21 protein-coding genes are annotated in these 22,423 nt (G+C 62.9%); 14 read left to right on the top strand and 7 right to left on the bottom strand.

The annotated features are described in order from the left end of the window. The first annotated feature begins 264 nt into the window (after positions 1–264). From EBS11_RS18065 to EBS11_RS18040, 6 genes are all read left to right on the top strand, one after another. Positions 265–1,077, top strand: coding sequence for a site-specific integrase (locus EBS11_RS18065; protein WP_290604987.1), 813 nt, complete (start codon positions 265–267; stop codon positions 1,075–1,077). Between the two features lie 129 nt (positions 1,078–1,206). Continuing rightward, positions 1,207–2,388: an acyltransferase gene (locus EBS11_RS18060; protein WP_290604985.1), complete on the top strand. Its 1,182-nt coding sequence runs from the start codon at positions 1,207–1,209 to the stop codon at positions 2,386–2,388. 882 nt (positions 2,389–3,270) lie between these two features. Continuing rightward, on the top strand, positions 3,271–3,549 hold the full coding sequence (locus EBS11_RS18055) for a hypothetical protein (RefSeq protein WP_290604983.1): 279 nt from the start codon (positions 3,271–3,273) through the stop codon (positions 3,547–3,549). 264 nt (positions 3,550–3,813) lie between these two features. Further along, positions 3,814–4,218, top strand: coding sequence for a hypothetical protein (locus tag EBS11_RS18050; RefSeq protein ID WP_290604981.1), 405 nt, complete (start codon positions 3,814–3,816; stop codon positions 4,216–4,218). Between the two features lie 9 nt (positions 4,219–4,227). Then, positions 4,228–5,055 carry a hypothetical protein gene (locus EBS11_RS18045; RefSeq protein WP_290604979.1) on the top strand — a complete coding sequence of 276 codons (828 nt, stop codon included), beginning with the start codon at positions 4,228–4,230 and terminating at the stop codon, positions 5,053–5,055. A 256-nt stretch (positions 5,056–5,311) separates the two neighbouring features. Next, positions 5,312–5,797: a hypothetical protein gene (locus EBS11_RS18040; RefSeq protein WP_290604977.1), complete on the top strand. Its 486-nt coding sequence runs from the start codon at positions 5,312–5,314 to the stop codon at positions 5,795–5,797. Positions 5,798–5,951: 154 nt separating this feature from the next. Here the strand turns inward: EBS11_RS18040 and EBS11_RS18035 are convergent, their stop codons facing one another. The 3 genes from EBS11_RS18035 to EBS11_RS18025 all read right to left on the bottom strand — a co-directional run bounded on the left by EBS11_RS18035 (position 5,952) and on the right by EBS11_RS18025 (position 7,595). Beyond that, positions 5,952–6,539 carry a GNAT family protein gene (locus EBS11_RS18035; RefSeq protein ID WP_290604975.1) on the bottom strand — a complete coding sequence of 196 codons (588 nt, stop codon included), beginning with the start codon at positions 6,537–6,539 and terminating at the stop codon, positions 5,952–5,954. A gap of 12 nt (positions 6,540–6,551) precedes the next feature. Continuing rightward, positions 6,552–7,133 (bottom strand): NnrU family protein, encoded by a 582-nt coding sequence (locus EBS11_RS18030; protein WP_290604973.1) that lies wholly within the window; start codon positions 7,131–7,133, stop codon positions 6,552–6,554. 69 nt (positions 7,134–7,202) lie between these two features. Then, complete coding sequence (locus EBS11_RS18025) at positions 7,203–7,595, bottom strand: Imm10 family immunity protein (RefSeq protein ID WP_290604971.1); 393 nt, start codon at positions 7,593–7,595, stop codon at positions 7,203–7,205. 146 nt (positions 7,596–7,741) lie between these two features. Here EBS11_RS18025 and EBS11_RS18020 point away from each other — a divergent pair, with 146 nt between their 5' ends. Beyond that, positions 7,742–8,158, top strand: coding sequence for a GNAT family N-acetyltransferase (locus EBS11_RS18020; protein ID WP_290604968.1), 417 nt, complete (start codon positions 7,742–7,744; stop codon positions 8,156–8,158). A gap of 12 nt (positions 8,159–8,170) precedes the next feature. Here EBS11_RS18020 and EBS11_RS18015 read toward each other — a convergent pair whose 3' ends face one another. Next, positions 8,171–9,511, bottom strand: coding sequence for a hypothetical protein (locus tag EBS11_RS18015; RefSeq protein ID WP_290604966.1), 1,341 nt, complete (start codon positions 9,509–9,511; stop codon positions 8,171–8,173). Here EBS11_RS18015 and EBS11_RS18010 point away from each other — a divergent pair. Together EBS11_RS18010 and EBS11_RS18005 are read left to right on the top strand one after the other, a co-directional pair. Then, a complete protein-coding gene (locus tag EBS11_RS18010; RefSeq protein WP_290604964.1) occupies positions 9,486–10,232 on the top strand; it encodes a M56 family metallopeptidase in 747 nt (248 codons plus the stop codon). The two genes, EBS11_RS18015 and EBS11_RS18010, sit on opposite strands and share 26 nt — an antisense overlap. A 66-nt stretch (positions 10,233–10,298) precedes the next feature. Next, positions 10,299–10,799 carry a hypothetical protein gene (locus EBS11_RS18005; protein WP_290604962.1) on the top strand — a complete coding sequence of 167 codons (501 nt, stop codon included), beginning with the start codon at positions 10,299–10,301 and terminating at the stop codon, positions 10,797–10,799. 3 nt (positions 10,800–10,802) lie between these two features. Here the strand turns inward: EBS11_RS18005 and EBS11_RS18000 are convergent, their stop codons facing one another. Then, positions 10,803–11,609 (bottom strand): class I SAM-dependent methyltransferase, encoded by an 807-nt coding sequence (locus EBS11_RS18000; protein WP_290604960.1) that lies wholly within the window; start codon positions 11,607–11,609, stop codon positions 10,803–10,805. 285 nt (positions 11,610–11,894) lie between these two features. Here EBS11_RS18000 and EBS11_RS17995 point away from each other — a divergent pair, with 285 nt between their 5' ends. From EBS11_RS17995 to EBS11_RS17975, 5 genes are all read left to right on the top strand, one after another. Then, entirely contained in the window at positions 11,895–15,248 is a 3,354-nt protein-coding gene (locus EBS11_RS17995) for an MHYT domain-containing protein (protein ID WP_290605013.1), read from the top strand. Then, positions 15,245–16,264, top strand: coding sequence for an HD domain-containing phosphohydrolase (locus EBS11_RS17990; protein WP_290604958.1), 1,020 nt, complete (start codon positions 15,245–15,247; stop codon positions 16,262–16,264). Before EBS11_RS17995 ends, EBS11_RS17990 begins: the two co-directional genes overlap by 4 nt. 314 nt (positions 16,265–16,578) lie before the next feature. Further along, positions 16,579–17,364, top strand: a complete 786-nt coding sequence (locus EBS11_RS17985; RefSeq protein ID WP_290604956.1) for a hypothetical protein — start codon at positions 16,579–16,581, stop codon at positions 17,362–17,364. Between the two features lie 138 nt (positions 17,365–17,502). After that, positions 17,503–18,339 (top strand): universal stress protein, encoded by an 837-nt coding sequence (locus tag EBS11_RS17980; protein WP_290604954.1) that lies wholly within the window; start codon positions 17,503–17,505, stop codon positions 18,337–18,339. 23 nt (positions 18,340–18,362) lie between these two features. Beyond that, positions 18,363–18,569, top strand: a complete 207-nt coding sequence (locus EBS11_RS17975; protein WP_290604952.1) for a hypothetical protein — start codon at positions 18,363–18,365, stop codon at positions 18,567–18,569. A 53-nt stretch (positions 18,570–18,622) separates the two neighbouring features. Here EBS11_RS17975 and EBS11_RS17970 read toward each other — a convergent pair whose 3' ends face one another. Next, positions 18,623–20,941, bottom strand: a complete 2,319-nt coding sequence (locus tag EBS11_RS17970; RefSeq protein ID WP_290604949.1) for an NADP-dependent malic enzyme — start codon at positions 20,939–20,941, stop codon at positions 18,623–18,625. Positions 20,942–21,139: 198 nt separating this feature from the next. After that, positions 21,140–22,321 (bottom strand): MFS transporter, encoded by a 1,182-nt coding sequence (locus tag EBS11_RS17965; RefSeq protein ID WP_290604947.1) that lies wholly within the window; start codon positions 22,319–22,321, stop codon positions 21,140–21,142. Positions 22,322–22,423 lie beyond the last annotated feature (102 nt).

Here is a 22,423-nt window from a genome sequence, read left to right as displayed (position 1 = left end):
CCGATCACTCCCGATTGATCCCGATAAAAACTGATAGGCGTTACGCCAAATTTACGCCATGATTACGCCAAATTGGAGAGATCATGGCATCATTCAGAAAACGTTCAGGCGGTTGGCGCGCAGAAATAGCAGTGCTTGGCACCCGCGAATCGGAGACATTCAGTACTAAGGCAGAAGCCGTTGCATGGGCGACCGAACGGGAAGCACAACTGCGCCTTAGCGACGCCACTGGCATCGTCGCAGGCAAAACTTGCCAACAAGCATTTGAGCGGTACCGCTACGAGATTTCACAAGAATGGCGCACAATGGGAAACCATCCGACTTTCCGCAATCGCCAAGCACATTGTTGCCGATAAGAAATTAGACGACTACCTGGTTGCGGAAATTACCCCGGACATCCTGGGGCAATGGCGCGATATGCGTCTTAAAACAGTATTGGACTCAACGGTCAACCGCGATCTCAACTTGATCTCGCACGTTTTCACAACTGCGCGCCGCGAATGGAACTGGGCCTCGAAAAGCCCCACGGCCGATGTGCGTCGACCAAAGGACCCAGAGCTCAGGGACCGTCTCATCAGCCAAGATGAAATTGACAGAATATGCCTGGCACTCGGGTACGACGGCGAAATCACAAACACCTCAAGTATCGTCGCAGCCGCATTTTTATTTGCACTCGAAACGGGCATGCGATCAGGAGAAATTCTCAGCATCACACCAGAACGCGTCACAGGCGCAGTAGCGCACCTGCCTCGCACAAAAAATGATGCCAAGCGGGACGTCGCCCTATCTAAGCGTGCGCTTGAGATTTTCAGCGGACTGCCAAAGCCAAGCGCTCATGAACCCTATTTCAAAGTGTCCGACGAAAGTCGCGATGCATTATTTCGGAAGACAGTCATTCGCGTTGGCATCGAAAATTTAACCGTCCACGACACTCGGCACGAAGCCGTCACAAGACTAGCCAAGAAGCTGGGCATTCTTGAACTGGCCAGGATGATCGGACATAAAGACATTCGGCAACTGCAGGCTTATTACAACGAAACTGCTGGGCAGATCACGAAGAAATTAGGACGAAATTGAGTTCGTATTGGCGGGTAACGCATGGGGCGTGCCTTCAATGGCGAACTAATTTGACTAGCTGCATAGTGACCAAATAGTCAAAAAATACAATCGACTCTGTGTAACATCGATATTTCTTGGAAGACAGACGTGACCTGCTTACAATACAAGGATTTTTCCCACAATGAGCCAAAAATGCAGAAACGAAATCTTGAACTAGACGGAATACGCGGTTGGGCCGCGGCTTCAGTTCTATTTTTTCACCTGATTAACGAAATGTTCGGAGCATTATTTCCTCAGTTCCGTAACCCTCTCACACATATCTTTTTCAACGGGGGATTGGCGGTAGCAATTTTCTTCGTACTATCAGGAGACGCACTTTCGATTTCATACTTCCGGACCAACTCCTATCGATCACTTGATTCAATTTTGATCAAACGTTACTTTAGGCTGACAGTTCCTATCTTAATGTCCTGTAGCATCGTGTACGCCCTTATGCGATCTGGGCTGACCTTCAACATCCAAGCTGCTGCAATTGTTCACAGAGAAGACTGGCTAGGCGCTGCCATCAACTTTAACCCTAGCCTACTTGGAATGCTACGGTACTCGTTAATTTCGGTTTATGACGCACACACTGTCGCTATCTCTTACAACCCATACCTCTGGACAATGTCAGTTGAAATGGTCGGATCTTTTGTAGTTATCCTTTATTTGTACATGTCTAGACGCCTGTCTTATCCGACCCAGACCTTGATCACAGCAATAGTATTTCTTTATTTGATCCGTTCATTCAACGCTTTATTTTTGATTGGAGTATTGTTCGCACAGCTTCGGTCAAACGGTTTTTTCGACAAACAAATGACAGGTACCAAGTTCCGCCTCTGCAGAGGCGCATTGGCCGCAGCAATGATAGCAATCCTGATCGTTACCAATGAAATGCCGGGAGTTCAGGGGCATGTGAACATGCTGGTCGCGCCAGTGTTGGTGTATTGCTTTTACACCTCAAAATCGGCAATAGCGTTCTTTTCCAATAAAATCTCGGTATTTCTTGGAGAAATTTCATTCCCACTGTATCTCGTACACTTTGCGATTATTAGCTCCCTAACTTCATATTTGGTGATTGAAGCATACAACCGATCAGCACTGAACGTCACTAATGCTTGGCTGATAATTGCCGCTTCCGTGGCCGCATCCATAACAGCCGCGATCGCTTTCCGATGGGTTGAAGCGCGCGCATTAATTTTGATTGACCGCATCCCAAAAATACTGTTGCTACCCAGTGATAAAAGTTGTTTAAACACCCAAAAAGAGACGGCCAATGCTAGTGTCTGATACCCTGCAGCAACACCAAGAACAGCCTGGCCATGGCTGATTGCCGCTGCACCAACAGCCACAATCATCGCTCCCTGTCTCAAGCTAGAACCTGTTCAGCCGGCAATTATTGTCTCGAGCAACCAATTTGCAAGCACCGACTACCATGGCCACAAAGACGTTGCTGTGCGTGCTGAACGCCTGATTTAAGAAAGTGTATCTGGGGAGTTTTATAGCCACGCGCACATTAATAAATGTGTCTCGCGATAACTGGATAATGCAGCAATTCCGCGACATCCAGGATTGTGACTCCTGTTGTCGTGGGTTCGAACCCCATCAGCCCCCCACAGAATGAGTAAGTAGGTCAAAGGGTTACCCGCTCCGGCTTGTAACCCTTTTTTTTTGCATTTTCCTACGGCTTTTCTTATTTTCCAACGCAATCAAAGTTCAGCGTTGCCACTACGCAGGGCCAGTTCAAGCGGCGGACGCTTTTTCCAGGTCCTCATGAGAGGGTAATCCCCCCAAGCTGCAGAACATGCTGGCCGCGCTGATCCTGCTCACTCCCGCAGGGCGGTAGCCGTGCGCGGGCAAATGACGGCAATGGGCTGCGCGCAGTTCGTCGTCAGCCTGGTGCAGGCACGGGACGGCAGGCAAGAGATGCGGCAGTAGAGCGGGCTGGAACTGCTGCGCAGCCTAGCCTGGCTCAAGCGCATGAATGCGCGCCGCTAGAACATCACCCTGCGGCCAGCAGGCCAGCAGGGCCTGGTGCTGCTCGACGGCTTGCAACAGGCCGACTGCAGCGCCTGGATGCGCGCGGCTGGCAGGGCGCCGCTGCGCTGGAGGTGCGGCGCAGCCGCTTCCAGGCCTGGATCAAACTGTCCGGGCAGCCAGGCAGCGTCCGGCATGGCCGCAGACCCTTGCGGCTGCGGCTGCGGCTGCGGCAGCGACAGCGACATCACGGTTGCGGAATTTGGCGCGCTGGCCGGGTTGACTTGCCACGCGCCGGCCACGGCCGAGGGGCAAGCGGCGCGCTATGCGCTGCTGCAAGCGTCGAGCGGAGCAGCGGCCGCCGCAGCGCCCTGCCTGGAGCACATGGCGCACCTGCCGGATCCGCCACTACCGCCCAGGCTGGCCATGCCGCGGGGCGCCATCCGGAAACGCTCAAGCGGGCGCGCCAGATAATCGGCATCCCGGTGCTGGCGGCCTGGGCAGCAGCGTTTCCGCTTGCATTTCGACATGGTGGCGACCGTCAGGGACATGGATAAGGCAGACAGCGGGGCGTGATAATGCGTGTAGTTTTCTGTTCGGCAATTTGCTATTCTCGGGACAGGCTGGCGAGGGTGGATTTAATTAGTTAACGGCGCCAAGCGTCCAGAAGCCTACGTTGCTAGCGACAATTTAAACTGTTGACTTATTCACTAACCACCCTGATCGGCCCACACTACCATGTTCTTCCGTCTCGCCTTCCTTGCCGCCACCCTGACGCTCGGCTTCGCCGATTCGGCCGTCGCCGATACCGCCGTCCTCGAAAAACTCACAGCTAGCCGGCTCGCCATCACCCTGGACAAAGGCACGTTATCGGGACCCGGTGCGGCACTGCTGCTGCAGGCTTCGCGCCAGGCGCAGTACGTTCTCCTCGGCGAGGATCACGGTGTCGCCGAGATCGCCCAGTTCTCATCCGCCTACCTCAATGCCTTGCCCCCTGCCGGCTTCACGACATTGGTAACTGAAAGTGGTCCCGCCGTGACGAGCGCGCTCGAAAGGATACTCAAGGGCACCGACGCGGTTGCTGCCATCGCCAGATTCAACGCCACCTATCCGGACTCCGTTGCTTTCTACACCATGCGCTAGGAAGCAGAGATGCTCGCCGGCTTTGCCCGGGCCGCAGGACCGCGCTTCCAGCAATGGGGCATCGATCAGGAATTCGTAGGGGCGGCCAAATACCTGATCACCCTGATGCTGACCCAGCCGGTTAATCCGGCCGCCCGCGCGAAGCTGGAAGCCTTGCGTCAAATGGAAGATGTCGCGGCTCAAAAGGCGGCATCCACCGGCAATCCCTTCGAGTACTTCATACTGTCGGCCTCAACCGAGGAACTGACCTCCTTGCGCCCGCTACTTAGCGGCCCCAAAGAGCAAACCGCGCGAGGCCTGCTCGATGCATTGCTGGCCACCCGCGCCATCTTTCAGAAAAGCGTCTCGCAAGTGCCAGGTGATCGCGACCTGTCCAACCGCTTACGTTTGACGCTGTTAAAGCGGCCCCGGGAAACCTGGCTAAGCATGCAAGAGCAAAAGCTGGTGGTCAAAGTCGGCGCAAATCACGCATACAAGGGAATTAATCCACTCAACAATCGAGACATTGGCAACTTTCTGGCTGAACGCGCCGAAGGCCAGGGCCATACCTCGCTGCACCTGATCGTGCTGGCGGTGAAGGGTACGCAACTGAGATTCGCGGGCGCGGGCAAGCCATATCAGCCGGCACAAATCGCACTTGGCAGCTCGGCCTCCAAACTGCTGGCCAGCGCGAGCGCCACCGACGGCAGTTGGTCTCTCTTTGATCTGCGGTCACTGCGGCCAGGCTCACGCAAACTGGCGGGGGGCGACATTGAAGTGTTCAACCTGATCAACGGCTACGACTTTGCCCTGATTATCCCCGAAGGCAGCGCTTCTGCGCAGCTCGTGACCCAGTAGAGGGGTAGAGGGCATTTTAGTAACTGCAATTTTGCAATTAGACTGGTTCCCCGCTGCGAAACGGCCACGCGTGCACGGAAATGCTGCCCTTTGGCTTCAGAGCGGTGCCAGCCTAGAGTGAGAATTAGTGCGTTTTACAGATAGGAAACCGCTATCCTGAACGCCGTCGGCCGGGATCGGCCAAGAGCGGCCATTTGTCGAAACGCGTTTTCCGCCATACACTTTTCACGATTGCTCGATTCAAGGCTACATATCCATGCGCTACAAACCGTCAGCACAATACATCAAGTCCCTTCAACGTGGCCCTAGGCGGGTTGTAGTTGTGTTGGTGAGCGTCGTGCTACTCCTTAGCTACCTAATGTTCCTTGGACCAGCAAAATCCAAGGACACTCCTGCTGGACCATTTCTTTTCACAGTACTCGTCGTTGGCGGAGTTGGCCTTATGCAAGTTCGACGTCTTCGCGAGACTGCGGCTGAACTTTCCACGGTGTCGTATGTACTCATCGATGAAGGCATTTCAGTCGTATCGTCTGATGCAAGTTATGTGATTCCCTACCAAGGCGTTCGCGCAGTTACAATCAAACGTCGCTTTTTCAGCGAGGATATTGCTCAGATCCTGCTTAAAGGCAATGGCGGAGAGGCCGCGCTTCCTGGTTTGGAAACGCCAGAGCCATTTCTTGTTGCACTCAAAGAGCGCGTTGGCTCCGTCCCCTTCATCGAAAAACGTTCGTTCCTAGTGTGAATTTGCGCGTATTGCTCCGACGATATTCTGGCAGTCAATTGGGATGCGTCTATAACAGAGCGGTTTTCGACTCCGGTGATCCTGCCCCCCCACAGAACATCAAGCAATACTGATTAACACCCGTCCATCGCCAGATGCTGCGGGTTTTTTCATATTAACGCCCCAGCTTTTTCTCCAGCCCCGCCTTCACCGCTTGCCACTCCGTATCGATAATGCTGAAACGCACGGAATTGCGCTTGCGTCCGTCCGGCATGATGCGCTCGTGGCGCACGATGCCTTCCTGCACGGCGCCCAGGCGCAGGATGGCGGCGCGCGATTTTTCGTTCAGTTCATCGGTGGTCAACTGCACGCGCACGGCGTGCATGGTCTCGAAGGCGTGCGTCAGCAGCAGCCATTTCGCTTCCGTGTTCACGCCCGTACGCTGTACGGAGGCGGCCAGCCAGGTGTGGCCGATCTCCATCTTGCGGTTGACCCTGTCGATTTTCCAGAAGCGGGTGCTGCCGACGATGGTCCCCGTGGACTTGTGCACGATGGCGAAGGGCATGACCGTGCCAGCGCGCCGCCCTTCCAGCGCCGCGTCGATGTAGGCGGCCATGGTGGCGGGACCCGGCACGACGGTGACGCTCATGTTCCATAGTTCGCCATCGGCGGCGGCCAGCAGCAGTTGCGGCGCGTGCCCGGCCTGCAGGGGCAGCAAGTCGACCAGCTGGCCGCGCAAGGCGAACTCCATCGTTTGATCCATCTCAATATTCCATTAATAAGCAAACGGCTGCACGCCGAACAGCACGCCGTGCAGCCAGAACGCCAGCAGCAGCCACAAGGCCACGCCGGCGCCGATGGCGACCAGGGTGCCCGTCACGGTGCCGCCCTGGTACGCGACGCCGGCCGCGCGGTCGCGCCGCATGGCGGCACGCAGGTCGGCCAGCGACCAGACCAGGAAACTGCCGAACAGCACGACGTCGGCCACGTTGCCGTTGGCCAGCAGGTGCGCCACGGCCCAGAGCTGCGTGCCCAGCAGCATAGGATGGTGCACGAGGGTCTTGATGCGGTTGCGCGGCACATTGGCCGCCGCCAGGAGAATCAGCGACAACAGCATCAGCAGGCCGCTGGCATGGCGCCAGCCCATGGGCGGCGTCCACAGCAGCTGCGGCTGCTGGCGCGCCAGGCCGTAGCCCCAGATGATCAGGCCCAGGCCCAGCAGGGAAATAAGCGAGTACAGCCCCTTCCAGCGCTGTTCGCCGAGGCGCGCCAGCTGGACGCCGCGCCAGCCGTCGGCGACGATGCGCACCGAGTGCGCCCCGAGAAACAGCAGCAAACCGAGTATCAGCACCGTCATCGCTTTCTCCCCCAGTCATCACCAGCTATCGATCATAGACGACGCCGTGGCCGGCGCCGTCCGCGCAGATCAACGTTCCTCGCGATAGTAGTCGCAGCCGTCGAACGTCGTGCGCAGCGCCTGCTGCAGCTGGGCGTAGCGCTCCGGCGTCAAGGTAAAACGCACGTCGATCTGGCCATCGTCGTCCATCTGCATAGCCGCCTCGGCATCCATCTGCACGGACAGGCGGTTCGGATGCAGGATCACGGCGTGCATGTGGCCGTACCACGAAAATTCCTGGCCGCCATATTCGATGTAGGGCTCATCCATGCCCAGCGCCACGTCCTGCTCGTCGTAGGCATCGGCGCGCTGCAGCATCAGGTAGACGGGTTCGCCCTTGCCGGCGGGCGCGGCCAGGGTGGTGATCAGGGCATCGTCTTCATTGACGACGGACAACTCGGTGGCGGTAAATCCTGCGGACATGGCGTACTTTCAACAATTCAAGGGATGCCGCCACCATAGCGCAAAAGCGGCACCGGCGACATAGGGCGGGGCGAATAAAGCGTGCCGGCCCGGACGCGCATCGCCGCCTATAATTGTCGCTACAACTCATTTAACAGGAGACCGCCTTGAGCGCAGCACTACCCTACATCACCCGCCTGGCCATTCCCGCCATCGCCACCTACCAGCACCTGCGCGTCGCCGCCGGCCTGAGCGCCAAAAGCACGGCGGCGGCCGCCAAGGGCTTGCCGAACTCGCTGTTTGCCGTGCAAATCCTGCAGGGCGACGAAGTGGTCGGCATGGGCCGCATCATCGGCGACGGCGGCTGCTTCTTTCAGGTGGTCGATATCGCCGTGCTGCCGGCCCACCAGGGCAAGGGCCTGGGCAAGCTGATCATGCGCGAGATCATGCAATTCATCGAGACCGAGGTGCCGCAAAGCGCCTATGTCAGCCTGATCGCCGACGGCCAGGCGCAAGACTTGTACGCGCAGTTCGGTTTCCGACACACAGCGCCCGCGTCCGTCGGGATGGCGCTCAAGCGCTGAGCAGCTTACTAACTAATACGTACTCATTAAAAAGGAGACCGGGTAGTACATGCTGCAAGGCGTGCCGCCACAGACGGCAGGCTTGTACTTGCCCACCAACAATGCCTTGCTGATCAACTCAGCCACCTTGGGTCCCGGTGCTTCGAGTACCCGCACGGAGACGGGTATGCCCTGTTCATCAATCAGCACGTCGGCGCGCAAGTCGCCCTGGTCATTGGGAGCGCCCAATTTTTGCATCGCAATAGCCAGCGCACGGACAATTTCCGCACTGCCATTGACGGGATAGGGGGGCTCGTCATCCTCCAGAAGTATCTTATATCTCTGCTTGTAGCGGCGCTGCTGCGCCGGCGTCAACTCATGATAAGGCAGTTCATAGGGCACGATAGATTTGCTCGATACCTCGCGCCAAGCCCAGTTGGCGGAAAAGTCGGGAGGACTCAGCAAGCGATGCGCCTCCGCTGGCGGCAAGGGAGGCTGTCCGATTTCGCGATCTTCGTGGTACTCGACGGCGCGGCTCAGGCCATTCGGATAAGTAATGATGCCTTTGCCCTCGCGCTGGCCCTTGCTCCAGTTGCCTTCATAGCGTCCGCCCAAGGCATACTGCATCACCCCATGACCATCGCGCGCCGCCCCGTGCCAGGCGCCTTCGTAGCGCCCGCCATCGGGAAGCACCAGCACCACCGGGCCAGTCAGCACGCCTGCCTCGTAGCTGGCGGCCAGTTTTGTGCCGTCCGCCGCGACGAAGATCCCCTTGCCGTGCCGTTTTCCTGCCTGGTAGCCGCCTTGATAGAGCGTACCGTCCTTGCCGAGGAAACTGCCCGAATCATGCGGCAAGCCACGCTTCAAGCCGCCTTCGTAGCGGTCGCCTTCCTTTCCCGCGTGAAACCATTGCAACGTGCCCAGCCCTTCAGCATAACCATCCTTGCATCCGCCGCTCCATACGGCCGTCGCCTCGCCAGACTGGCCACTGCGCTCGACCAGGCAATCGGGCTTGCCCGCAAACGCGTCGGCTGCCGGCTGCGCCTGCACGCCGGCGCACCACAACAGGAGTGACAGCAACAACGTTTTTCTCATGATCATGCCTGAAATAAATAATGCAATACTAGCATTTATTTCTTTTAAGCATGCTAATTTGGCCACTACGACATCGCTGCGGTTGCAAAAACGGGCTTGGCGGGCGAGCCGTGGCGCCAGGGCAGGCGTGCAAAGGCTACACTGCCCGCTATTTTCATTCCACGACTGCGAGCAACATGACTGCAATGCTTTTCCATCCCGGAACACGAGCGGCGTCGCCGCTCCTTTTACGGCTAGCCGGGCAGACATGCTGATGCCGGCCTGGCTGGCTGCCAGCATGGCGCTGGCGCTGCTGCTGGGCGGGGCCGCCTGGTGGACGGAGCGCCGGCTGCAGCGGCGGCGCAGCAGCACGCGCTGGCCGTGGCTGGCGGCGCTGGCCGTGTCCGCCATCGTGCCCCTGGCCTGGCTGCCCGGCGTGCTGGCGGCCATGCCGGCGGAGCAGGCGCAGCTGAAACTGGCATGGCTCGTCCTGTCGCTCGGCATGCTGCTGATGCTGGCCCTGCGCGGCGCCTGGCTGCTGGCGCACCAGCGCCGCTGGCAACAGTCCAGCATGCTGGGCACGCCCGTGTACCTGAGCGGCGGCATCGGCCCCTGCGTGGCGGGCTGGCTGCGGCCGCGCATCGTCATGCCCGTGTGGCTATCCTCGATTGATGCACAGCAACAAGCGCTGCTGCTGGCGCACGAGCAATGCCGGCTGGCCGCGCGCGACCCGCAGCTACTGGCCCTGGCCCATGCCCTGATCGTGCTCATGCCGTGGAACCTGCCCCTGTGGTGGCAGCTGCACCGGCTGCGCTTTGCCATCGAAGTCGACTGCGATGCGCGCATGCTGGCGCAGGGCCACGCCTGGCGCGACTACGCCGCCCTGCTGCGCCGGCACGGCCAGTATTACTCGGGCCTGACGGGCGCAGCGCCCATCGTGCTGAAGGACCCGCGCGCGCTGCGGCGGCGCCGGCGCCTGCTGGCGGGAATTCCCTGGGACCGGGCGGCGAACTTGCTATAGTAGCGCCAGCGGCGCGCGGCGCGCCCCTGCCCCCGGCCTCCCCTACCCCGAAATCAGAGAGATACCATGCTTTACCTGCTTGCCATCGTGATCGTCATCGCCCTGCTGTATTACGTCTTCAGCGGCCGCACGCCCGTCCAGCCGCTGCAAAAGCCGCTGCTGTCGATACGCCAGTACGTGCCGGCGATTCCCCCGGGCGCGCCCGCGCATCACTGGCGCGACGAGGGACGCTTCGCGTCGGAAGTGGAAAACGAATCGATGTACCAGAGCACCATCGCCAAACTGGCGGGCGAGCATGGCCCCGGCAATGCGGAAGAAAAATGCCTGGCCCTGCTCGTCTGCGACGATGCCAACCCCTTCCAGGACAAGGCCATCGCCGTCTTCATCGACGCCCAGCTGGTGGGCTACCTGTCGCACAACGACGCCCTGCGCCTGCGCCGCAACCTGGGCCGCATGGACCTCGTGGGCCAGCTGACCTCGTGCGACGCCGTCATCCGCGGCGGCGGCCTGTGGAACGGCAAGCGCCTGGCGTATGCCGTGTGGCTGGACTTGCAACCCTACAATTAAAACCTATGCCGCGCGCGCCAGCCGCACGGCGCGCGTGGCGATAAAGCTGGGCAGGTATTTTTCGATTTCAAAGCGCGGGTGGGGATGCATTTCCTCGTGGTAACCCGCCAGCACGAAGCCGGCCGCCAGCTGGCCGCCGATCTGGCTGTCGAGGCCATGGCCGAAGACGAGCGCCTCGCCCCTGTCCATGCGCGCGGCCAGCGCAACGGCGTCCAGATCCGCCACGTCCGAGTACGGCAGCACGTAACGGGGGCGTATCAGGCCCTGCTGTGCCCACTGCGGGTCGCGGTCGCCGATGAACACGGCCGGGTTGAAGAAGCTGCTCAGCAGCACGCCGCCGTCCGCCAGCACGCGCGCGCATTCGCGCCACACGGGGGCGATGTCGGGCACGTACTGGTTCGACACGGGGTGGACGATGACGTCGAAGCTGGCGTCGGCGAAACAGGCCAGGTCGCGCATGTCGCCCTGCACCGTGACCAGCGGCAAGCCGTCGCGTTCGGCCACCATGCGGTCTTTCGCCAATTGCTGCTCAGACAGATCGAACACGGTGACGTGCGCGCCGGCGGCGGCCAGCACGGGCGCCTGCTGCCCGCCCGCGCCCGCCAGGCACAGGATGCGCCGGCCGCGCACCTCGCCCAGCCAGCCGGCCGGCAAGGGGCCTGGCGTCAGGTGGATCTGCCACTGCCCTGCGCGGGCCGCCGCGATGGTGGCGCCGTCGACGGGCTGCGACCACGGGCTGTTCTGCGCCGCCTGGGCGTCCCAGGCCTGCTGATTGTGCTGCAAAAAGTTATTACCTAAAGGCATCGTCATCCTTTCAGAAAAAACAGGACGCGAATGTAGCATGGCCGCCGCCACGGCGTCGCCGTTTGCAGAAAAACCACACAATTCCCAACTGCAACTTCCTCGCCGGCACGGGCGCCGCACGGCGTGCGCCGCCTTTTCCTGCCGCAACAGGCATTGCACGACAGGCAAAATAATTACAATTAAGCTATTTGTTTCCAGAAATCTGGTAAGGTAATCTGCATCGGTCACCCGCAGAGGCGGCCGGCCCCTATCCTGTTTTCCGCGCCCCGACGCCTTACTGCCTTGCCCACGATGATACCTGCCAGCGTCCAACAGCTGTTCCGCCTGCCCGCCGATCCCGCCCTGCTGCTGCAGGGGCAATATCACCCGGGACTGGTCGTCCTGTCGCTCGTGATCGCCATTTTCACGTCGTGGATGGCCTTCCAGATGACGGCCTACAGCCGCTCGCAGGCCAGCATCAGCCGCCAGTTGCACTTGCTGTGCCTGTTCGCCGGCAGCCTGGCCCTTGGCTGCGGCGTGTGGGCCATGCATTTCATCGGCATGCTGGCCTTCGAGCTGTGCACCAGTGTCGCCTACGACCCGGGCCTGACCCTGCTGTCCATCGTGCCCAGCGTGGCCGCCTCGTTCGTGGCCCTGGCCACCATCAGCCGGCGCGCCGTCACGGCGCCGCGGCTGCTGTGGAGCGGCCTGCTCGTGGGCCTGGGCATCGGCGCCATGCACTACATGGGCATGCATGCCATGCGCGTCGGCCTGTCGCTGCGCTACGACCCGCTGCTGTTCGTGCTGTCGCTGGTGGTGGCCGTGGTGCTGGCCAGCGTGGCCCTGTGGGTACGCTTCGGCCTGCGCGGCTGGCGCGGCGCCCTGGGCGCGGCGCAGCGCAACCTGATCGGCGCCGTCGTCATGGGCTGTGCGATCGCGGGCATGCATTACATGGGCATGCAGGCGTCCCGCTTCGTGGGAACAATTCCGCCAGGTAATGATGCCGATGCCAACCGTCCCCTGCTCGTCATCAGCGTGACCCTGCTGACCGTCGCCCTGACCATCCTCGTCGCCTCGGCCGTGGGCGTGCTGCGCTACCGCGAACTGTTCCGCCACCTGAACCAGAGCGAGAACTGGACGCGCTCGCTGCTGACGACCACCGTCGACGGCGTCATCACCATCGACAAGGAAGGCAACATCGTCGATTTCAACGGCGCCGCCGAGCGCATCCTGGGCTGGCGCCGGGACGAGATCATCGGCCGCCCCATCAGCGTGCTGGTCAGCGACGTGCGCCAGTCGGAACAGCATGGCTTGCTGCACTACCTGCGCACGGGCCAGGGAGATGCCGTGCATTCCAGCGAGGAAATCCTGTACCTGCGCAAGGATGGCGCCCCCGTGGCCGTGCAGCGTTCGATGGCCAGCGCGCGCCTGGCCGACCAGGACTTGTACGTGCTGTTCATTACGGACGTCAGCGAACGGCGCGCCATGCTGGCCGCCCTGCGCGAAAGCGAACAGCAATTGCGCTCGCTGATGGGCAACCTTCCCGGCATCGCCTTCCGCTGCACCACGGCCGAAAACCAGCCCATGCTGTTCATCAGCGACGGCGTGGAAGCCGTCACGGGCTATCCGCCCGCCGACTTCCTCGGTCCCGTGCCGCGCCGCAGCATCACGGGCCTGATCGCCGTGGAAGACCGCGCCTACGTCATCGACGTCTTCAACCGCAGCGTCGCCACGGGCGAACCCTACCTGCTCGAATACCGGCTGCTGCACGCGGACGGCAGGTCGCGCTGGCTGTGGGAGCGGGGCACGGTGGTGCATGACCCGGTGGGCGCCGTGCGCTGGGTGGACGGCGTCATCCTCGACATCAGCGAGCGCCGGCAAATGGAGGAAGACTTGCGCATGGCCAAGGAAAAAGCGGAACTGGCGGCCGCCGCGCGGGCCAGCTTCGTCGCCAACATGAGCCATGAAATCCGCACGCCCATGAATTCCATCCTCGGTTTTACGGACGTGCTGCTGGACTCGCCATTGACGCCGGAACAGCGGCGCCACCTGGACACGGTGCGCCAGTCCGGCCGCTCGCTGTTGCGCCTGCTCAATGAAGTGCTCGATACGGCCAAGCTGGACAAAGGCGCCATGGCGCTGGAACTGCGCGACTACAGCCTGCTGGCGCTGGTCGACGAGCTGGTTTCCACGTATGGCACCCATGCGCGCGCCAAGGGCCTGCTGATGGAAGTGCAATACGATCCGCAGCTGCCGGCCTTGCTGCATGGCGACGAACTGCGCATGCGCCAAGTGCTGGGCAACCTGCTCGACAACGCCATCAAGTTCACGGCCAGCGGCAGCGTCAGCCTGGCCGCCCGCCTGGACGACGGCCAGCTGCACCTGCTGGTGCAGGACAGCGGCATCGGCATCGCCCCCGAGCGGCGCGACGCCATCTTCGACCCCTTCGTGCAGGCCGATGCGTCGACCACGCGGCGCTATGGCGGCACGGGCCTGGGCACCACCATCAGCCGGCAGCTCGTGTCGCTGATGCAGGGCCGCATCTGGGCCGAGGCCGCCTTGCCGCACGGCAGCGTTTTCCACGTCATGCTGCCCCTCGTCCCGGCGCACCGGCAAGCGCTGCCCGCCAGCGAGCGCCGCAACGTGCGCCTGCCGCCGCTGCGCGTGCTGGCCGCCGACGACGTGCCGCAAAACCTGGAACTGCTGTGTTTGCTGCTGCGCAAGCGCGGCCATGCGGTGGAGACGGCCGGCGATGGCGAACAGGCCCTGCACATGGCGCAGCAGCGCGATTTCGACGTACTGCTGCTGGACCTGCAAATGCCCCGCATGGATGGCCTGGCCGCCACGCGCGCCATCCGCGCGGCCGCCCTGCGCGAGGGCCGCCCGCGCGTGCCCGTGATCGCCATGACGGCCAGCGTGCTCGAGGCGCACCGCAAGGCGGCCCTGGCGGCCGGCATGGACGGCTTCGCCACCAAGCCCGTCGAGTGGGCCGCCCTGTCGCAGGAAATCGCGCGCGTGCTGGGCCTGGCGCACGCCCTTCCCGCCGATGGGGGCGACCTGGCCGCGCCTGCAGGCCGGCGCGTGCTGCATGACGCGGAAGCCGTGGAGCGCTGGGCCGGCAACGAGGGCGCCTACCGCGCCGCGCTGGCGCGCTTCGGCCACGACCATCCCCGCGTGCCGCAGCCGCTGCTGGCCGCCATCGCCGCCAACGACCGCGCGGCGCTCATGCCGCAATGCCACAAGCTGCGCGGCGTGGCGGGCAACCTGGGACTGGAACAACTGGCGGCCACCCTGGCGGCGCTGGAGCAGCTGTGCGCGGGAAGCGATGCCGCAGCGGCACAGCAGCGCGGCGCGGCGGCCGCCGCCCTGCAGGCGCAATGGCCGGCGGCCATCGCCGCCATCGCCAGCCTGGCGCCGCCCGCCAGCGCCGCGGCCACGGCGGGCGCCGGCGACTTGCCGGCCGCGCGGCGGGCGGCCGGCACCCTGCTGCAAGCCTTGCGGCGCGGCGAACTGGATGACGTGGCGCAAGCCCAGCTGCACAGCGCCATGGGCGCGCAGACGCCGCCGCTGGTGGCACTCGCGCACGCCATCGACGACTTTGATTTCCCCCTGGCACAGTCACTGCTGCACGACTTGCTGCAATCATTCGATACGGAGTACCCATGAGCGTGCCACGCCAGGCCAAGCCCCTGCTGCTGCTCGTCGACGACGAAGCGGCCAACCTGCAATTGCTGCGGCACATCTTGCAGGACGACTACGCGCTGCTGTTCGCCAAGGATGGCGCGCGGGCGCTGGCACTGGCGCAGCAGGAGCGCCCGGCCCTGATCCTGCTCGACGTGATGATGCCCGGCATGAGCGGCCACGAAGCTTGCCGCAGCCTGAAGGCCGAGCCGCTGACGGCGGCCATTCCCGTCATTTTCGTCACGGCCCTGAACGACATGCGCGACGAGCTGAGCGGTTTCGAGGCGGGCGCCGTCGACTACCTCACCAAGCCCCTCAGCCCCGCCATCGTGCGCGCCCGCGTGCGCACGCACCTGTCGCTGGTGCGCATCGACGAACTGAAGGAGACGCGCCTGCAGATCGTCCAGCGCCTGGGCCTGGCGGCCGAATACAAGGACAATGAAACGGGCCTGCACGTGATCCGCATGAGCCACTACGCGCGCCTGCTGGGCGTGGCGGCCGGCATGGACGAAGCGGCGGCCGACGACCTGCTGCACGCGGCGCCCATGCACGACGTGGGCAAGATCGGCATCCCCGACCGCATCCTGCAAAAGCCTGGCAAGCTCGACGCGGACGAATGGGCCGTCATGCAGACGCACGCGCGCATCGGCGGCGAGATCCTCGGCGAACACGCCGCCGGCGGCATGCTGGCGCTGGCGCGCGAGATCGCCCTGTCGCACCATGAAAAATGGGATGGCAGCGGCTACCCGCACGGCCTGGCGGGCGAGGCCATCCCGCTGGCCGGGCGCATCGTCGCCGTGGCCGACGTCTTCGACGCGCTGACCTCGGCCCGTCCCTACAAGCGCGCCTGGCCCGTGGCGGACGCCGTGGCGTATTTACAGGAGCAAAAAGGCCGCCATTTCGATGCGCATCTCGTCGACCTGTTCGTGCAGGAAATGCCCGCCATCGACGCCATCCGGCTGCGCTGGGCGGAAAAGGAGACCGGCCACACGGCGGCCTGAGAAGTGAACTCCCGCCACGGCCAGCGTTGTTGCGTCACACAAGGAAGTGTCGGACATGTTGGTGCCGACGCCGATGCAGACCACTGAAAGGGCAAAGAGTTCGCTGCCATTATGGGCGACTGGTCAAAGCGAACATTGATCTGCATCAATAAAAGCAAACACCAGCATGCCATGCTTTCCACTTGGCTCCGGCGGTACGCGCCGCATGGGTGTCACCTGTTTCGCCAAAGAAATATTTCAATGGCGACATTTTCTATTTGGCATTAAAATCGGCGGCGCATTCTTGCCATCAACCCTCACCATTCCATACGACTATGCGTACACGCAGCAAGCTGGGAGCGGCGCTCCTCGTGCTCATGCTATTACAGGCCTGTTCCAAAGGCAGCGACCATCGGCTCGATACCGGCCACGGCATGGAAGCCTACAAGACCTCCCTGCAGGAGGCGCTCAAGGACATGCCGGACAAGGAGCAGCGCGCCTATGACTGGGCCGTCAGCGATTTCAATCTGGAGCAATTGCATGCCAGCTACCCCAACGGCACGCCGAAAGCCATCATCCGCGCCGAGCGCGACAAGGTGATCCGCGACGTGCCGGCCAAGCTGGCGCAGCTGGAAACGGCCAGGGCAGCGTATGTGGCCGGCCAGGCGGATCTATCCCGCATTACCGCCAGCGACGTGCACTTTACGATGGAGAAGGATTTTTTCGGCCTGCAGCCGACTGTCGTCGCCACCATCCACAACGGCAGCTCGCACGACCTGAGCAGCGTCAAGTTCGTCGCCCGCCTGTACGTCGACGACAAGCCCGACCCCGTGGCGGAATCCGAGCTGTTCAGCAATTACAATAACGACAGCGGCAACAGCACCGGCCTGCGCCGCGGCGATGCCGTCAAGGCGCGCTTCCGCATCGGCTTCGTCTCCGGCGACGGCAACTGGAAAACCGTGGAAATCCAGCAAGCGAAACAAACCCGCGCGGAACTCACCGTCTTGCCCGACTCGGCCACCGACACGGGCAACCGCAGCATTCTCGACGACCATGCCGCCAAGCAATACCAAGCCCTGCAAAACGCCTTGAACACGGCAAAGGGCTTGACGGAAATTTGATGCGGCCAGCCGCCTGCTGCCGCATTTATTGACCCAAATCAAGCCTCCCACAAGAAAACCGCCACCCGCCACGGCAATGCTGGACTTGGCCGCATTGCCGTTCTAGCCTTGTTGCCATCCTGACTAGCGAATGACACCATGGCCTACAAATCCATCCTCGTCCACGCCGACCTGTCGCGCCATGCGCCACGGCGCATCGCCATCGCGGCGCGGCTGGCGCACGCGCACCAGGCGCACCTGATCGGCGCGGCGATGACGGGCGTCTCGCGCCTGACCCTGGAAAACAACCGCGGCATGCGCGGCGACGCCGTGGCGACGCACATCGCCGCCCTGTACGGGCGGGCGGAACAGGCGCTGGACCAGTTCGAAACCCTGGCGCGCCAGGCCGGCGCCGTCTCGCTGGAGCGGCGCCTGATCGAGGACGACGAAGATGGCGGCATGGCCGTCAGCGCCCGCTACAGCGACCTGACGGTGCTGAGCCAGCACGATGCCGGCGAAGCCCTGCCCGGCGCCATGCGCGACCTGGTGCCCTACGTGATGCTCAACGCGGCCCGGCCCGTGCTGATCGTGCCGCCCGGCGCCGATGGCGCACAGGCAGGCGGCACGGTGGTGGTGGCCTGGGATGGCAGTATGGAGGCGACGCGCGCCATCGGCCACGCCCTGCCGCTCCTGCGCGCGGCGCGCCTGGTGGTGCTGGCCCTGCTGCACCCGCCCGCCGGCCACGCGCAGCCGGCGCGCCACCCGGGCACCGACATCGCCGCCTACCTGAGCCGCCACGGCGTGCCCGTCGAGGTGCGCTCGTCCGTCACCACGGGCGACATCGGCGCGGCCCTGCTGGCCATGGCGGCCGAGGTGCATGCGGACCTGCTGGTGATGGGCGGCTACGGCCATGCGCGCTTCCGCGAACTCCTGCTGGGCGGCGTGACGGAAACCGTGCTGCGGCAGATGACGGTACCGGTGCTGATGGCACACTGAAGCCAGGCGCGCGCCATGCCGACTTGAGCAAACTCGACAAGTCGGTGCCGATGATTTTCGTCGACGCCATCAAACGGCAGGCCGGCGCCTATTTCAGCTCGCTCAAGATCACGCTGGGCCTGTTCGCGCTGGCGGCGCTGCTGCTGGTATGGGGCAAGATCATGCTGTACCGCCACTACCACCGGCACCGCCATCCGCCCGCCGCGGCCCTTCCCGTGCCGCCCATGTAAAAAAAGCCGCGCCTCCTTGCGGATGGCGCGGCTTTCAAGCGACAGCTACAGCCTTAGGCTTTGCGCTGTGCCACGGCGTCGACGACGCACAGGGCCGTCATGTTGACGATGCGGCGCACGGTGGCCGATGGCGTCAGGATGTGCACGGGCTTGGCGCAGCCCAGCAGGATCGGGCCCACGGCGATGCCGTTGCCGGCCGCCGTCTTGACCAGGTTGTAGGCGATGTTGGCCGACTCGATGTTCGGCATGACGAGCAAGTTGGCGTCGTTCTTCAGTGCCGAATGCGGCATGATTTTCTGGCGCAGCTTGCTGTCCAGGGCCGTATCGCCGTGCATTTCGCCGTCGATTTCCAGGTCCGGCGCGCGTTCCTTGATGATGGCCAGGGCGGCGCGCATCTTCTGCGCCGAGGCGCTGTCGCTGGAACCGAAGTTCGAGTGCGACAGCAGGGCCGCGCGCGGCGACAGGCCGAAGCGGGTCATCTCTTCGGCGGCCATGATGGTGATCTCGGCCAGCTGCTCGGCGTCCGGGTTCTCGTTGACGTGCGTGTCGACCATCACCAGCTGGCGTTCCGGCATGATCAGCACGTTCATCGCGGCGTAGACATTGCTGCCGGCGCGCTTGCCCAACACCTGGTCGATGTATTTCAGGTGCAGCTGGGTGGTGCCGAAGGTGCCGCAGATCATGCCGTCCGCGTCGCCCTTGTGGATCATCATGGAACCGATCAGCGTATGGCGGCGGCGCATTTCCAGTTTAGCGTATTCCTCGGTGACGCCCTTGCGGCTCGTCATGTCGTAGTACGTATTCCAGTAATCGCGATAGCGCTCGTCGAAGTCCGGGTTGATGACGTCGAAGTCGACGCCCTGCTTCAGGCGCAGGCCGAACTTCTGGATGCGCGCTTCGAGCACGGGCGGACGGCCGACCAGGATGGGGCGCGCCAGTTTTTCATCGACCACCACTTGCACGGCGCGCAGCACGCGCTCTTCTTCGCCTTCGGCGTAGACGATGCGTTTCAGGTCGGCCGGCGTGGACTTGGCCATCAGGAACAACGGCTTCATGAAGGTGCCGCTGCGGTAGACGAATTGCTGCAGGCTGTCCGCATAGGCTTGCAGGTCCTTGATCGGACGCGTGGCGACGCCCGAATCCTCGGCCGCCTTGGCCACGGCTGGCGCGATCTTGATCAGCAGGCGCGGATCGAACGGCATCGGAATCAGGTATTCGGGACCGAAGGACAGGTTGCTGATGCCGTACGTGGTGGCGACGATGTCCGACTGCTCGGCATGCGCCAGGTCGGCGATGGCGTGCACCACGGCGATTTCCATTTCGCGCGTGATGGTGGTGGCGCCGCAATCGAGGGCGCCGCGGAAGATGTACGGGAAGCACAGCACGTTGTTGACCTGGTTCGGATAGTCCGAACGGCCCGTGGCGATGATGGCGTCGCTGCGCACGGCCTTGACTTCTTCCGGCAGGATTTCCGGATTCGGGTTGGCCAGCGCCAGGATCAATGGATTGGGCGCCATCTTGCGCACCATGTCCTGCTTGAGCACGCCGCCGGCGGACACGCCGAGGAAGATGTCGGCGTCCGGGATGATCTCGGCCAGGGTACGCAGCGGCGTATCCTGCGCGAAGCGTTCCTTGTCCGGGTCCATCAGTTCCGTGCGGCCCTTGTAGACGACGCCGGCCAGGTCGGTGACGTAGATGTTTTTCAGCGGGAAGCCCAGGTCGACGATCAGGTCCAGGCAGGCCAATGCCGCCGCGCCCGCGCCCGACACGACCAGCTTGCAATCCTCGATCTGCTTGCCGACGGCTTTCAGGCCGTTCAGGATGGCTGCGCCGACGATGATGGCCGTGCCGTGCTGGTCGTCATGGAAGACGGGAATCTTCATGCGGTCGCGCAGCTGGCGCTCGATGTAGAAGCACTCCGGCGCCTTGATGTCTTCCAGGTTCACGCCGCCGAAGGTCGGTTCCAGCGAGGCGATGATGTCGACCAGCTTGTCCGGGTCCGATTCGTTGATCTCGATGTCGAAGACGTCGATGCCGGCGAACTTCTTGAACAGCACGCCCTTGCCTTCCATCACCGGCTTGGCGGCCAGCGGGCCGATATTGCCCAGTCCCAGCACGGCCGTGCCGTTGGTGATGACGGCCACCAGGTTGCCGCGCGCCGTATATTTATAGGCATTGGCCGGATCGATGACGATTTCTTCGCAGGGAGCCGCCACGCCTGGCGAGTAGGCCAGCGCCAGGTCGCGCTGGTTGGTCAGTTGTTTGGTGGGCGTCACGCTGATTTTGCCGGGGCGCGGGCACTCGTGGTATTCGAGTGCGGCCAAGCGCAATTGTTGACGCAATTCTTCTTTTTTATCAGATGACGAATCCATGCTGTGCTGCCTTCCTGTTTGATCGATCGGGTGTTTCGGATTTTATCAGACCGATTCTTTCAATTAGCTAGGTATTTTCCGCTAGCCACAGTCTGATATCACGAAAACGCATAACCTGCCATTGTAAGGCCGCCCGCTTGCGCAAACGGAGATAGCAGCAAAAACTATCGAATTCTCATTTTTCATTGATTTTAAGAATCACCGGGGGATGGCCAGCCGCGCGCCCGGCGCAAAGCGCAAGGCGATCAGCAGCAGCACCGCCACGCCGGCCGCCATCACCATCCACGCCTGTGCCAGGCTGGACGACTGCTGGCGGATCAGGCCGGCGATGAAGGGCATGCTGCTGGCGATGATGTAGCCGCCGCCCTGCACGAAACCGAGCAGCGCGCCCGCGCCGGAAGGGTCCGTCACGTGGTCCATGCTGACGATCAGCGACAGGGGGAACAGGGCGCCGATGCCGCAGCCCAGCAATATCACGGCGGGCAGCGCCAGTTGCGCGGGCGCCACGATCAGGCAGGCCGCCAGCACGGCCAGCAGGACGGCCAGCAACAGGATGCGGCGGTCGGGAAAGCGGTGGATGACGGTGGAAACGGCCAGTCCCGCCAACACTTCCATCAGGGTCAGGCCGCCCAGCAGCAAGCCGCTGTCGGCCGCGCTCCAGCCCAGCTCCGTGTAGAACGGCGGCAGCCAGGCCAGCACGAGGGTATAGGCGCCCGTGCCGATGCCGAAAAACACCATCAGCAGCCAGGCGCGGGGGCTGCCCACGGGCAGGCTGGCGCCCGCGCCGCTGGCCACGTCCACGCGCCCGGCCGCCGCGCGGCGCCACAGCAGTGCGGCCGCCACGGCGGGCACGGCCCACAGGGCCAGCAGCGCCTGCCAACCCAGCGACTGCGCCAGGGGCGAGGCGGACGCGGCGGCAATGGCCGCGCCGCCCATGATGCCCGTCGTATAGAAGCCCATCAATTGCCCGGCCCGCTCGGGGAAATGGCGCTTGATGAAGGCGGGCAACAAGGCTTGCACCAGGGCGATGCCCAGGCCGCCCAGGGCAGCCGTGGCGATCAGGCCGCCGCTGCCGTGCAGGGGCCAGCGCAGCGCGCAGGCGCCGGCGATGATGGCGATGCCCAGCGCAATGCCGCGCGCCACGCCCAGGCGGCGCTGCAACTGCGCGCCCGCCAGCGCGCACACGCCCATGGCGAAGACGGGCACGGTGGTCAGCAAGCCCGCATCGGCATTGCTGATGCCCGTGCTGGCCTGGATGCTGTCGAGCAAGGGGCCGATGGCGGCCAGGATGGGGCGCAGGTTCAGGCCCAGCAGGATGATGGCGGCCACCAGCAGGGCGGAAGAGGCACGGGGGGAGGAAACAGGTCGGTCGAATGGCATGGGAGAGTAGTCCTTGCCTCGCGGGGAGGCACATGGTTTAATGCAGCATCAAAATATAACTCGATGAAAAGTATCTTAACACAAAGATAGATTTATATCTTG

It is taken from the genome of Janthinobacterium sp. (genome assembly GCF_009923995.1).
In the GTDB taxonomy this organism is placed as follows: Bacteria; Pseudomonadota; Gammaproteobacteria; order Burkholderiales; family Burkholderiaceae_D; genus Janthinobacterium.
Note: the sequence above shows the minus strand (reverse complement) of the source record. Positions and strands in the feature narration are given on the sequence as shown.